10 protein-coding genes are annotated in these 13,288 nt (G+C 71.8%); 9 read left to right on the top strand and 1 reads right to left on the bottom strand.

The genetic code is table 11. The features are described 5' to 3' along the window. Positions 1 to 177 precede the first annotated feature (177 nt). Positions 178 to 1,518: a UDP-N-acetylglucosamine 1-carboxyvinyltransferase gene (gene murA, locus ACFTZL_RS11125; protein ID WP_382580360.1), complete on the bottom strand. Its 1,341-nt coding sequence runs from the start codon at positions 1,516 to 1,518 to the stop codon at positions 178 to 180. A gap of 308 nt (positions 1,519 to 1,826) precedes the next feature. On the opposite strand from murA, the gene ACFTZL_RS11120 reads away from it, so the two are divergent. The 9 genes from ACFTZL_RS11120 to ACFTZL_RS11080 all read left to right on the top strand — a co-directional run bounded on the left by ACFTZL_RS11120 (position 1,827) and on the right by ACFTZL_RS11080 (position 13,223). Continuing rightward, the gene (locus ACFTZL_RS11120) at positions 1,827 to 2,399 is read left to right on the top strand and encodes a YqgE/AlgH family protein (RefSeq protein ID WP_382580364.1); all 573 of its coding nucleotides are present in this window, start codon (positions 1,827 to 1,829) and stop codon (positions 2,397 to 2,399) included. A gap of 29 nt (positions 2,400 to 2,428) precedes the next feature. Next, the gene (locus tag ACFTZL_RS11115) at positions 2,429 to 2,710 is read left to right on the top strand and encodes a DUF3039 domain-containing protein (protein WP_003990595.1); all 282 of its coding nucleotides are present in this window, start codon (positions 2,429 to 2,431) and stop codon (positions 2,708 to 2,710) included. A gap of 212 nt (positions 2,711 to 2,922) precedes the next feature. Continuing rightward, positions 2,923 to 4,221, top strand: a complete 1,299-nt coding sequence (locus ACFTZL_RS11110; protein WP_382580358.1) for an extracellular solute-binding protein — start codon at positions 2,923 to 2,925, stop codon at positions 4,219 to 4,221. 5 nt (positions 4,222 to 4,226) lie between these two features. Further along, positions 4,227 to 5,276 carry a carbohydrate ABC transporter permease gene (locus ACFTZL_RS11105; RefSeq protein WP_382580356.1) on the top strand — a complete coding sequence of 350 codons (1,050 nt, stop codon included), beginning with the start codon at positions 4,227 to 4,229 and terminating at the stop codon, positions 5,274 to 5,276. Beyond that, positions 5,273 to 6,118 carry a carbohydrate ABC transporter permease gene (locus ACFTZL_RS11100; protein WP_193478365.1) on the top strand — a complete coding sequence of 282 codons (846 nt, stop codon included), beginning with the start codon at positions 5,273 to 5,275 and terminating at the stop codon, positions 6,116 to 6,118. The genes ACFTZL_RS11105 and ACFTZL_RS11100 overlap by 4 nt, the downstream gene beginning before the upstream one ends. 1 nt (position 6,119) lies before the next feature. Beyond that, the gene (locus tag ACFTZL_RS11095) at positions 6,120 to 7,745 is read left to right on the top strand and encodes a beta-N-acetylhexosaminidase (RefSeq protein ID WP_382580354.1); all 1,626 of its coding nucleotides are present in this window, start codon (positions 6,120 to 6,122) and stop codon (positions 7,743 to 7,745) included. A gap of 260 nt (positions 7,746 to 8,005) precedes the next feature. Then, positions 8,006 to 8,899 (top strand): FAD binding domain-containing protein, encoded by an 894-nt coding sequence (locus tag ACFTZL_RS11090; RefSeq protein ID WP_382580352.1) that lies wholly within the window; start codon positions 8,006 to 8,008, stop codon positions 8,897 to 8,899. After that, positions 8,896 to 10,917: a 2Fe-2S iron-sulfur cluster-binding protein gene (locus ACFTZL_RS11085; protein WP_382580350.1), complete on the top strand. Its 2,022-nt coding sequence runs from the start codon at positions 8,896 to 8,898 to the stop codon at positions 10,915 to 10,917. The genes ACFTZL_RS11090 and ACFTZL_RS11085 overlap by 4 nt, the downstream gene beginning before the upstream one ends. Further along, positions 10,914 to 13,223, top strand: a complete 2,310-nt coding sequence (locus ACFTZL_RS11080; RefSeq protein ID WP_382580348.1) for a xanthine dehydrogenase family protein molybdopterin-binding subunit — start codon at positions 10,914 to 10,916, stop codon at positions 13,221 to 13,223. Before ACFTZL_RS11085 ends, ACFTZL_RS11080 begins: the two co-directional genes overlap by 4 nt. Positions 13,224 to 13,288: the final 65 nt, after the last annotated feature.

Below are 13,288 nucleotides of genomic sequence, written 5' to 3'. Positions count from 1 at the left end.
GCCGAGCTCCATCAGCTTCTCCATGCTGTGCTTGCCCGGGGGCTAACCCCCGGACCCCCAGCCGGACGGGCGTTGTGCCTCAGGCGGACAGCCGAGCGCTGTGCTCGCGACTACGACCGGCCCGGGGGGAATGACCCCCGCGGGCGTCGGCCGGGCGGGCGTGGGCCCTGCGTGAGGTCAGCCCAGCGCCTTGCCGGGGAGCTCGACCTTCGCGCCGAGCTCCATCAGCTTCTCCATGAAGTTCTCGTAGCCGCGGTTGATGAGGCCGATGCCGTGGACTCGGGACGTGCCCTGGGCCGCGAGGGCCGCGATGAGGTACGAGAAGCCGCCGCGGAGGTCGGGGATGACCAGGTCCGCGCCCTGGAGCTTGGTCGGGCCCGAGACGACGGCCGAGTGGAGGAAGTTGCGCTGGCCGAAGCGGCAGTCGGAGCCGCCCAGGCACTCGCGGTAGAGCTGGATGTGCGCGCCCATCTGGTTCAGGGCGGAGGTGAAGCCGAGGCGGGACTCGTAGACCGTCTCGTGGACGATGGACAGGCCCGTGGCCTGGGTCAGGGCCACCACCAGCGGCTGCTGCCAGTCGGTCTGGAAGCCGGGGTGGACGTCCGTCTCCAGCGCGATGGACTTGAGCTGGCCGCCGGGGTGCCAGAAGCGGATGCCCTCGTCGTCGATCTCGAAGGCCCCGCCCACCTTGCGGTAGGTGTTCAGGAACGTCATCATCGAGCGCTGCTGCGCGCCGCGGATGTAGACGTTGCCCTCGGTCGCCAGCGCCGCCGACGCCCAGGACGCGGCCTCCAGCCGGTCCGACAGGGCGTGGTGGGTGTAGCCGCCGAGTTTGTCCACACCGGTGATGCGGATCGTCCGGTCGGTGTCCATCGCGATGATCGCGCCCATTTTCTGCAGAACGCAGATCAGGTCCTCGATCTCCGGCTCGACGGCCGCGTTGGACAGCTCCGTGACGCCCTCCGCGAGGACGGCCGTCAGCAGCACCTGCTCGGTCGCGCCGACGGACGGGTACGGCAGTCGGATCTTCGTACCGCGCAGCCGCTGCGGCGCCTCCAGGTACTGGCCGTCGTCCCGCTTCTCGATGCGCGCGCCGAACTGCCGCAGCACGTCGAAGTGGAAGTCGATGGGCCGGCCGCCGATGTCGCAGCCGCCGAGCCCGGGAATGAAGGCGTGGCCGAGACGGTGCAGCAGCGGACCGCAGAACAGGATCGGGATACGGCTCGAACCGGCGTGGGCATCGATGTCAGCGACGTTGGCGCTCTCCACGCGCGTCGGGTCCATCACCAGTTCGCCGGGCTCGTCCCCCGGACGGACCGTCACACCGTGGAGCTGCAGCAGACCCCGCACGACCCGTACGTCACGGATGTCCGGAACATTGCGCAGCCGACTCGGAGCGCTGCCCAGCAGCGCTGCCACCATGGCCTTCGGTACGAGGTTCTTCGCACCGCGGACACGGATCTCGCCCTCCAGCGGGGTTCCGCCGTGGACAAGCAGGACATCGTCGTTGACGGTCATGAATCTCGCGTTCCGTGGAGTCGGGCAGGGGCCAGAAGGGAAAGGGTAATCGCCCACCACCCCCCTTCTGTAAGCCTGAGTCAGACCCAGACACGTCATAGCTCTGTCACAACACGAACCGTTCCGTGCCGGGCACATGGGGTCACGGTCACTTTCGTGCGCGCACGACGCACCAGTGCGCCCGCCCGTCTCCCGCCACCGCCCTCATCCGAGGCCTTACCAGGCCACATCTTCGATTCATGGCTGCATGCCCTCGCGTCCCCTCATTGCCTCCCCACGCGGAGGGAAGATGCGGGATCATGTCTGCCATGACCGAGGTGTCCTCGCTCACAGGGCGGTTGCTCGTGGCCACCCCCGCCCTGGCGGACCCGAACTTCGACCGCGCGGTGGTGCTGCTCCTCGACCACGACGAGGAGGGCTCCCTCGGTGTCGTCCTCAACCGCCCCACCCCGGTGGATGTGAACGACATCCTGGAGGGCTGGGGGGACCTCGCCGGCGAGCCCGGCGTCGTCTTCCAGGGCGGTCCGGTCTCGCTGGACTCGGCCCTCGGGGTCGCGGTCGTCCCCGGCGGGGCGTCCGGGGAGGCCGGCCCGCTGGGCTGGCGCCGGGTGCACGGCGCGATCGGTCTGGTCGATCTGGAGGCCCCGCCGCAGCTCCTGGCCTCCGCCCTCGGCTCCCTGCGGATCTTCGCCGGATACGCCGGCTGGGGCCCGGGCCAGCTCGAGGACGAGCTGGTGGACGGCGCGTGGTACGTCGTGGAGTCGGAGCCCGGCGATGTCTCGTGCCCGTGTCCCGAGCGGCTCTGGCGCGAGGTCCTGCGCCGCCAGCGCAACGAGCTGGCGATGGTGGCGACGTATCCGGACGACCCTTCGCTCAACTGATGCGTGTGAGCTTCAGTACCCTGGGGCCTATGAGCACTCTCGAGCCCGAGCGCGGGACTGGTACGGGGACCCTCGTAGAGCCGACGCCGCAGACCTCGCACGGTGACGGTGACCACGAGCGCTTCGCCCATTACGTCCAGAAGGACAAGATCATGGCGAGCGCCCTCGACGGCACCCCCGTCGTGGCGCTGTGCGGCAAGGTGTGGGTGCCGGGCCGCGACCCGAAGAAGTACCCCGTGTGTCCCATGTGCAAGGAGATCTACGAGTCGATGAGCTCCGGCGACGACGACAAGGGCAAGGGCGACAAGTAGCGCCCGGCCCGTGCGGCGTAAGGCCTCCAGGGTGCGTTTTGCGTGCCCTGGGGGCTTTTGTGCTGTCCGGGCGTTGCGCGGGATGCGTCTGCCGGTCACAGAGTGGTTGAGACCTCTTGTGGTCGTGTTCATGCAGTCCCTAGCCTCCGATGTGTTGTGCACAGCGAAACCTTCATTGCGCATGTTGCAACACTCCCTCGGAGGAGCACTTCATGAAGCTGTCCGTCCGTTTTGCCGGGCTCACGGCGCTCGCCGCCCTGCTGGCCACCGCCTGCGCACCCCAGACCTCCAGTAACTCCTCCTCCGACAAGGACGAGAAGACCGGCGCACTGCGTGTCTGGCTCTTCCAGGAGGTCGGCAACACCCCCAAGGAGAAGGTCGTCGACTCGGTCGTCGCCGCCTTCGAGAAGGCCCACAAGGGCACCGAGGTCAACGTCGAGTACATCCCGATCGAGACCCGCGCCCAGCGCGTCAAGGCCGCCTTCAACGACCCCGCCTCCGCTCCCGACGTCATGGAGTACGGCAACACCGACACGGCCGGCTATGTGAAGGACGGCGGACTCCTCGACGTCACCGAGGACTTCGGGAACTGGAGCGAGGCGAAGGACACCGACCCGACCGCGAAGCAGTCGGTGACGGTGGACGGCAAGATGTACGGCGCCCCGTTCTACGTCGGCGTCCGCGCCCTGTACTACCGCACGGACGTCTTCGAGGCGCTGGGTCTGAAGCCCCCGAAGACGATGGACGAACTGGCCTCCACCGCCCGAGCGGTCCGCGCCGCGAAGCCCGACCTCTACGGGCTCGTCGTCGGCGGCGCCTACACCTACGGCGCGATGCCGTTCGTATGGGCCAACGGCGGTGAACTCGCCAACGGCAAGGGCGGTTCGTACGCCTCGGGCATCGACAGCCCGGAGGCCCAGAAGGGCATCAAGGCGTACACGTCCCTCTTCGGCGACGACAACTGTCCGGCCGCCAAGTGCGCGGGCATGGGCGGCAACGACACGATCTCCGCCTTCGCCGCCGGGAAGGCCGGGATGGCGATCGGCGGCGACTTCAGCCACACCGCCGTCGAGGCCGGGAAGGTCAAGGGCAAGTACGCCGTCGTCCCGCTGCCGGGTGTGAAGTCCGGCTCGATCGCGCCCGCCTTCGCCGGCGGCAACAACATCGGCGTCCTGAAGAGCACCTCGCACCGCACGCTCGCCGTCGAGCTGATGGAACAGCTCGCCTCGAAGAAGACGCAGACCGAGCTCTTCGGCGCGATGGGCTTCCTGCCGACCTTCACGGACGTACGGCAGCAGGTCGCGACCGAGGAGCCGTTCGTGAAGCCCTTCGTGCAGACGCTCTCGGCCGGCACCAAGTTCGTCCCCGCCTCACCCGCCTGGGCCCAGATCGACTCCTCGCTCGTCCTGCCGACGATGTTCCAGGAGGTCATCGCGGGCAAGAAGGACGTGCCCGCCGCCTCCGAGGACGCCGCGAAGAAGATGAACACCGCGTTCGGCTCCGCCGGGTGAACCGGATGAACGACCGCACCGAATCGGGTGGGGCCGCCGACGTGGTGGGGTCGGTCTCCGTGGCCGGCTCGGCGCCGGCCGTGGGCCGGCCTCCGGCCGGGCCCAAGTCCGGTGACGCGCGAGTCGGCCGTGCCCGGCGGCCGGCCCCGCGCCGGGGCGGCCCGGGCAGGTCCGCGCTCCGCTCAGGCGGCTGGACGCCCTGGCTGTATCTCGCGCCCGCGCTCGTCGTGCTCGGCGGGCTGCTCGTCTACCCCATCTATCAACTCGGCCTGATCTCGTTCTTCGAGTACACCCAGGCCCAGGTCAGCGGCGGCGAACCGGCCACGTTCCAGGGGTTCGGGAACTACGCCGAGCTGTTCGGGGACCCGCAGTTCTGGCAGGTGCTGCTCGCCACCGTGCTGTTCGCGGCGGCCTGCGTCGTCTCCACGCTCGCGGTCGGCTGCGCCCTCGCCGTGCTCCTCACCCGCGTGCGGGCCGTACCGAGGCTCGCGCTGATGCTGGCCGCGCTGGGCGCGTGGGCGACCCCGGCCGTCACCGGCTCCACGGTCTGGCTGTTCCTCTTCGACCCGGACTTCGGCCCGGTCAACCGGATGCTGGGCCTCGGCGACCACTCGTGGACGTACGGGCGTCTCAGCGCCTTCTTCCTCGTCCTGCTCGAAGTGGTGTGGTGCTCCTTCCCGTTCGTGATGGTGACCGTCTACGCCGGTATCCGCGCCGTGCCCTCCGAGGTGCTGGAGGCGGCCGCCCTGGACGGCGCCTCGCAGTGGCGCGTCTGGCGCTCCGTACTCGCCCCGATGCTCCGGCCGATCCTGGTCGTCGTCACCATCCAGTCGGTCATCTGGGACTTCAAGGTCTTCACCCAGATCTACGTCATGACGAACGGCGGCGGCATCGCGGGCCAGAACCTGGTCCTGAACGTCTACGCCTACCAGCAGGCGTTCGCGTCCTCGCAGTACAGCCTCGGCTCGGCGATCGGCGTCGTGATGCTGCTGATCCTGCTCGCCGTCACGCTGGTGTACCTGCGGCTGCTGCGCCGGCAGGGGGAGGAACTGTGAATCTTCTACGCGCCCGTGTCCGCCGCCCGGGGCGGCTGGCCGCCGAGGCCTCGGCCCTGCTGATCGCGGTCGTCGTCGCCTTCCCCCTCTACTGGATGGTGCTCAGCGCCTTCAAACCGGCCGGGGAGATCGAGTCGAGCGAGCCCCGGCCGTGGACTCTCGCGCCCTCCCTGGATTCCTTCCGGCGCGTCTTCGGGCAGCAGGAATTCGGCCGTTACTTCCTCAACAGCCTCGTCGTCGCGAGCTGTGTCGTGATCGCCTCCGCGCTGATCGCGTTTCTCGCCGCGACCGCCGTGACACGATTCCGCTTCCGCCTGCGGACCACCCTGCTGATCATGTTTCTGGTGGCCCAGATGGTGCCCGTGGAAGCCCTCACGATCCCCCTCTTCTTCCTCATGCGGGACTTCGGTCAGCTCAACACGCTCGGCTCGCTGATCCTGCCCCACATCGCCTTCTCGCTGCCCTTCGCGATCTGGATGCTGCGGGGGTTCGTGAAAGGCGTTCCGGAGGCGCTGGAGGAGGCCGCGTACATCGACGGGGCGAGCCGGGCGCGATTCCTCTGGCAGATCCTTTTCCCTCTCGTCCTGCCGGGTCTCGTGGCCACCAGCGTGTTCTCGTTCATCTCCGCCTGGAACGACTTCCTCTTCGCCAAGTCGTTCATCATCAGTGACACTTCCCAGTCGACGCTGCCGATGGCGCTGCTGGTCTTCTACAAGCCCGACGACCCGGACTGGGGCGGCGTCATGGCCGCCTCCACGGTGATGACGATCCCCGTCCTGGTCTTCTTCGTACTCGTACAGCGGCGCCTGGTCTCCGGACTGGGCGGAGCGGTGAAGGACTGACGTGAGCGATCTGATTCCTGCACCCCGCGGCGTCGTCACCGGCTCCGGCGAGGTGCGGCTGACGGCGCACTCCCGGCTCCGCGCCGGCACCGGGACGGAGGGCGTCGGTCACTGGCTGCGCACCGCCCTCCGGCAGGCCACCGGCCTGCCCCTCCACGAGGGGCGGGACCCCGACGACCCCGGCGGCGACGGCATCGGGCTCCGGCTCGACCCCGGACTCGGCCCCGAGGAGTACCGCCTCGTCAGCGACTCCAGCGGCATCCTCATCGAGGGCGGAAGCGCGGCCGGTGCCTTCTGGGGCGCCCAGACGCTGCGGCAGCTCCTCGGCCCCGACGCGTACCGCAGGGCCCCGCTCGGCCGCGACCGCCTCTGGGCCGTGCCGCACCTCACGATCGAGGACGCGCCCCGATTCCGCTGGCGCGGCCTGATGCTCGACGTCGCCCGGCACTTCATGCCCAAGGAAGGCGTCCTGCGTTACCTCGATCTGATGGCGGCGCACAAACTCAACGTCTTCCACTTCCATCTGACGGACGACCAGGGCTGGCGCATCGAGATCGAGCGGCATCCGCGCCTGACGGAGATCGGCTCCTGGCGGGCCCGTACCAAAACCGGCCACCGCGCCTCGCCGCTGTGGGAGGAGAAGCCGCACGGCGGCTACTACACCCGGGACGACATCCGGGAGATCGTCGCCTACGCCGCCGAGCGGCATATCACCGTCGTCCCCGAAATCGACGTACCCGGCCACTCGCAGGCCGCCATCGCCGCGTACCCGGAACTCGGCAACACCGACGTCATCGCCACCGACAGCCTCTCCGTCTGGGACACCTGGGGAATCAACCCGAACGTACTCGCCCCCACTGACAACACCCTGCGCTTCTACGAGGGCGTCTTCGAGGAAGTCCTCGAGCTGTTCCCGTCGGAGTTCGTCCACATCGGCGGTGACGAATGCCCCAAGGAGCAGTGGCAGCGGTCGGAGACCGCCCAGGCGCGCATCAGGGAACTCGGGCTCGCGGACGAGGACGAGCTCCAGTCCTGGTTCGTCGGGCACTTCGACGCGTGGCTCTCCGCGCGCGGGCGCCGGCTGATCGGCTGGGACGAGATCCTGGAGGGCGGCCTGGCGAAGGGCGCGGCCGTCTCCTCCTGGCGCGGCTACGCCGGAGGCATCGCCGCCGCGCGGGCCGGCCACGACGTCGTCATGTGCCCCGAGCAGCAGGTGTATCTGGACCACCGTCAGGACCCGGGCCCCGACGAGCCTGTACCGATCGGGTGGGTGCGCACCCTGGAGGACGTCTACCGGTTCGAGCCCGTGCCGCCGGAGCTGACGCCCGAGGAGGCCCGGCACGTGCTGGGCACCCAGGCCAACCTGTGGACCGAGGTGATGGAGGACCACGCGCGCGTGGACTACCAGGCGTTCCCCCGGCTCGCGGCCTTCGCCGAGGTCGCCTGGAGCGCCCTGCCCGCCCCGGAGGAACGGGACTTCGCCGGCTTCGAGCACCGGATGACCGCCCACTACCGGCGGCTCGACGCCCTGGGCGTCGCCTACCGGCCCCCCGCCGGACCGCTGCCCTGGCAGCGGCGCCCCGGAGTGCTGGGGCGCCCGATCGACGGCCCGCCGCCCCACCGGTAGGACCCGCTCGCGGCTACCGAACAGCTCGAACAGGCCACGGAAAATGCGCACAAGGGTCACCGAAAGTGCCAATCGGCACGCACTGCTGAACCCGTGCGAAAACGGACCATCTCCCCGATGAGGTGGGCGAATGCCTCCTAGCGGACCCGTGTCTTCGGCTCTCGCCAAGATGTGCCAGAGTTGCCACGTCCGCCCTGTCAGCACGTACCGTACGGCAGCACAGGTGGGACCAGGTGGGGCAGCGGGAAGGGGCAGCCGGTTTGACCACGCACGCACCGCAGGCGGCGCAGGCCGTCACGCTGCCCACGACGCTGGACGAGGCCGTCGCGGCACTCACCGCCGTGCCCGCCGCCGTGCCCGTCGCGGGCGGCACCGACCTGATGGCCTCCGTCAACTCCGGGCAGCTCAGGCCCGCCGCGCTGGTGGGACTCGGCCGGATCAGCGAGATCCGCGGCTGGCAGTACCAGGACGGTCACGCGCTGCTCGGCGCGGGCCTCACACACGCGCGCATGGGACGCCCCGACTTCGCGGCCCTGATCCCGGCGCTCGCCGCCGCCGCGCGCGCCGCGGGCCCGCCGCACATCCGCAACGCGGGCACCCTGGGCGGCAACATCGCCTCGGCCGCCCCCACCGGTGACGCGCTGCCGGTCCTGGCCGCCCTCGAGGCGACACTGATCATCGCGGGCCCGGCCGGAGCCCGCCGCGAGATCCCGGTGTCGCACCTGCTGGCCGGGATGGACATGCTGCGCGCCGGCGAACTCATCGGCTACGTGCGCGTGCCGCTGCTGCACGCCCCACAGGTCTTCCTGAAGGCGACCGGCCGTACCGGCCCCGGGCGCGCCGTGGCGTCCGTGGCCCTGGTCCTGGACCCCGCGCGCCGGGGTGTGCGCTGCGCGGTGGGCGCCATAGCGCCGATGGCGCTGCGGCCCCTCCAGGCCGAGGAGTGGGTGGGCCGGCTCATCGACTGGGACAACAACCGCGCGATCGTGCCGGAGGCGCTGAACGCCTTCGGCGAGTACGTCGCCGCGGCCTGCATCCCCGACGCGGCCCAGGCCGAGGACGGCTCCGTACCGCAGCTTCCGCCCGCCGTACTGCACCTGCGGCGCACCGTCGCCGCGCTGGCCCGACGAGCACTGGGGAGGGCGCTGTCGTGAGCGACGACCAGCACGGACAGGGCACGCCCCGGGGCGGCAGTCGCTGGGACCCGCTGCCCCAGGGCGAGTACGACGACGGCGCCACCGCCTTCGTCGAACTCCCCGAGGGGGGCATCGACGCCCTGCTGGCCGCCGACAGCCCCCTTGCCGCGCCCGGCCACGGTTACGTACCGCCGCAGATAACGGTCGACCCCGCCGCGACCGCCGGAACCGACCCGGCCGCCACGGGCGCGTGGCCGGTGCCCGGCGCGCCCGTCGACGGTGCCCAGTGGCACGACCCGCACGCGGCACACCAGCAGCAGGGCCACGAGGTCGCGGAGCAGCCGTACGGATCCGACACGCCGTACGCATCCGACGCGTCATACGGCTCCGGTGCGCCGTACGGCTCCGACTCCGGGGCGGGCCGGCACGGCGCGGACGACCGGTTCACGTACAACCCGGGAGCCACCGGGCAGTGGAACTTCGAGGAGGCCGCGGCGGCGGAGCCCGCGCCCGGCCATGACGTGACCGGGCAGTGGTCCATCCCCGTCGCCGGGGGCGACCTTCCGGACGAGTCGGGCGAGTTCACCACGTCCTCGCTGGTCGAGCAGTGGGGCGGCAACCCGCCGGCCACGCTCCCGGGCGGCGCGTCCGCGCCGTGGGCGACACAGGCGCCGGGCGAGCCGTGGGGGCAGCAGGTCCCGCAGGACGCGCCGGGGCAGGAGCAGGCCGGGCCGGGCTACCCGCAGGAACACGAGCAGGGCCACGGGCGGCAGGGGCTCGCCGGACCGCCTTCCGCGTACGCACCGGACCAGAGCGCACACGCCCCGGAGCAGCCGCCTGCCGGACCCCTGCCGCAGGAGACGGACCCGACGCACCGGACGCCGGGCAGCGGCCACGCACCTCGACCCGGGGGGCTCGGTCATGCGCCGGAGCAGTCCGGCTTCGCCGGCCACGGGCCGGAGTCGTCGGGCTTCGCCGACCATCGAGTCGATCACGGGGTCGAGCACGGCGCGGAGCACGCCCCGGAACCGTCCGGCCCCGCCGGGCACCCGGACGAGCACCCCGCGCCCTCCGCGCCCGCCCAGCCGTACGAGGCACACGCCGAACACGCCGAACACGCCGCGCCCACGGAGGCCGTCCAGGACGCCTCACAGTCCGTTCCTGGGGCCGGTGAGGCCGACGGTCCCGCCGAGGACGTCCCGGGCGCCGCAGAGGGCGCTGGCAGCCCCGCCGAGCCGGTCGCCGTGCCCCTCCCCGCCATGGCGGACGCGGACACCGGACCGGAGGCCGCCGACAGCGAGCCCCCGGACGACCCGGCACCGCAGGACCCCTCCGGCGCCCCGGACGCACCCACCCTCCCGCAGGAGGAACACCCCCTCGCCTCCTTCGTCCTGCGCGTCAACGGCACCGACCGCCCCGTCACCGACGCGTGGATCGGCGAGTCCCTGCTGTACGTGCTGCGCGAGCGGCTAGGGCTCGCCGGCGCCAAGGACGGCTGCTCGCAGGGCGAGTGCGGGGCGTGCAACGTCCAGGTCGACGGGCGGCTCGTCGCGTCCTGCCTGGTCCCGGCCGTGACCGCCGCCGGCAGTGAGGTCCGCACCGTCGAGGGACTGGCCGAGGACGGGCAGCCCTCCGACGTACAGCGGGCGCTCGCGCGCTGCGGCGCCGTGCAGTGCGGCTTCTGCGTACCGGGCATGGCGATGACCCTGCACGACCTCCTGGAGGGCAACCCGGCGCCCACCGAACTGGAGACTCGCCAGGCGCTCTGCGGCAACCTGTGCCGCTGCTCCGGCTACCGGGGCGTGGTCGACGCCGTGAAGGACGTCGTCGCCGAACGCGAGACACACGCCGCGCCCGCCGCGGGCGACACCGACGAGGCCCGTATCCCGCGCCAGGCGGGCCCGGGCGCCGGCGGTGTCCATCCGTCGGCCTTCGGATCGCCTCCGGAGGCGCACGCCCAGGACGCGCATTCACCTGACGCGCATTCCCCGGACCCGCACGACCAGCCCTACGGCCAGGACGGAGGCCCCGCGTGAGCAACGAAGCAGCCACCGCGCAGGCCGCGGAGGCCGGCCCCGCCCCCGAAGCGCTGCCGCACGGCCTCGGCGTGTCCCTCCCGGCCGCGGACGCCCGTGCCAAGACGGAGGGCACCTTCCCCTACGCCGCCGACCTGTGGGCCGAGGGACTGCTGTGGGCGGCCGTGCTGCGCTCACCGCACCCGCACGCGCGCATCGTGTCGATCGACACCTCCCACGCGAGCGAGATGCCCGGCGTGCGCGCCGTCGTCACCCACGAGGACATCCCCGGCAGCCCGTTCCACGGCCGCCGCACGGCCGACCGCCCGGTCTTCGCCTCCGAGGTCGTACGCCACCACGGCGAGCCCATCGCCGCCGTCGCCGCCGACCACCCGGACACCGCGCGCATGGCCGCCGCCGCCGTCATCGTCGAGTACGAGGTGCTCGACCCGGTGACCGACCCGGAGCACGCCTTCGAGGCCGAGCCCCTGCACCCCGACGGCAACCTGATCCGGCACATCCCGCTGCACCACGGCGACCCGGACGCGGCCGGCGAGATCGTCGTCGAGGGCCAGTACCGCATCGGCCGCCAGGACCCCGCGCCCATCGGCGCCGAGGCGGGCCTGGCCGTACCGCGCCCGGACGGCGGCGTGGAGCTGTACCTCGCCTCCACCGACCCGCACGCCGACCGGGACGCGGCCGCCGCCGCCTTCGGCCTGGAGCCCGAGCGCGTCAAGGTCGTCGTCACCGGCGTCCCCGGCGCCACGGCCGACCGCGAGGACCAGGGCTTCCAGCTCCCGCTCGGCCTGCTGGCGCTGCGGACCGGCTGCCCCGTGAAGCTCACGGCCACGCGCGAGGAGTCGTTCCTCGGCCACGCCCACCGTCACCCCACCCTCCTGCGCTACCGCCACCACGCGGACGCCGAGGGCACACTCGTGAAGGTCGAGGCGCAGATCCTGCTCGACGCGGGCGCCTACGCCGACAGCTCCGCCGAGGCCCTCGCCGCCGCGGTCGGCTTCGCCTGCGGCCCGTACGTCGTCCCGAACGCCTTCATCGAGGGCTGGGCCGTACGCACCAACAACCCCCCCTCGGGCCACGTACGCGGCGAAGGGGCCATGCAGGTCTGCGCCGCCTACGAGGCGCAGATGGACAAGATCGCCAAGAAGCTCGGCATCGACCCGGCCGAGGTGCGGCTGCGCAACGCCATGGCGACGGGCGACGTTCTCCCGACCGGCCAGACGGTGACCTGCCCGGCCCCGGTCGCCGAACTGCTCCAGGCCGTACGGGACTTCCCGCTGCCGCCGCTGCCCAAGGACACCCCCGAGGACGAGTGGCTGCTGCCCGGCGGCCCCGAGGGCGCGGGCGAACCGGGCGCGGTGCGCCGGGGCGTGGGCTACGGCGTGGGCATGGTGCACATGCTCGGCGCGGAGGGCGCGGACGAGGTCTCCACGGCGACCGTCAAGGTCCAGGACGGGGTCGCGACGGTCCTGTGCGCGGCCGTCGAGACCGGCCAGGGCTTCACGACCCTGGCCCGGCAGATCGTCCAAGAGACGCTCGGCGTCGACGAGGTGCACGTGGCTCCGGTCGACACCGACCAGCCCACGGCGGGCGCGGCCTGCCACGGCCGGCACACCTGGGTGTCGGGCGGTGCGGTGGAGCGCGCGGCCAAGATGGTCCGTACGCAGCTCCTCCAGCCGCTCGCCCACAAGTTCGGCATGTCCACGGAGCTGCTCCAGATCAACGACGGCAAGATCACGTCGTACGACGGAGTCCTCTCGACGACCGTCACCGAGGCGCTGGACGGCAAGGAACTGTGGGCCACCGCCCAGTGCCGCCCGCACCCGACCGAGCCGCTGAACGAGGCCGGGCAGGGTGACGCCTTCGTCGGCATGTCCTTCTGCGCGATCCGCGCGGTGGTGGACGTCGACATCGAGATCGGTTCCGTCCGTGTCGTGGAACTGGCCGTCGCCCAGGACGTGGGGCGGATCCTGAACCCGGCCCAGCTGACCGCCCGCATCGAGGCGGGTGTGACCCAGGGCGTGGGTATCGCACTGACCGAGAACCTGCGCACCCCGCGCGGCCTGATCCGCCACCCGGACCTGACCGGTTACGCCCTCCCGACGGCCCTCGACGCGCCGGACATCCGCATCGTCAAGCTGGTCGAGGAACGGGACGTGATCGCCCCCTTCGGCGCGAAGGCGGTCAGCGCGGTGCCGGTGGTGACGTCCCCGGCGGCCGTCGCGTCCGCCGTACGGGCCGCCACCGGCCGCCCCGTGAACCGGCTGCCGATCCGCCCCCAGGCCGCGGTGGTCACCGAACGGTCCTGACGTCCGCCCTCCTGGCGGGGGTCGTTCTCGGCGGGGCGATTCTCGCGGGAAGGGAACGTGCGAGG

Origin of the sequence: Streptomyces sp. NPDC056948 (assembly GCF_042674225.1) — a bacterium.
Lineage (GTDB): Bacteria > Actinomycetota > Actinomycetes > Streptomycetales > Streptomycetaceae > Streptomyces > Streptomyces purpurascens.
This window is presented reverse-complemented; position numbering and strand designations above follow the sequence as displayed.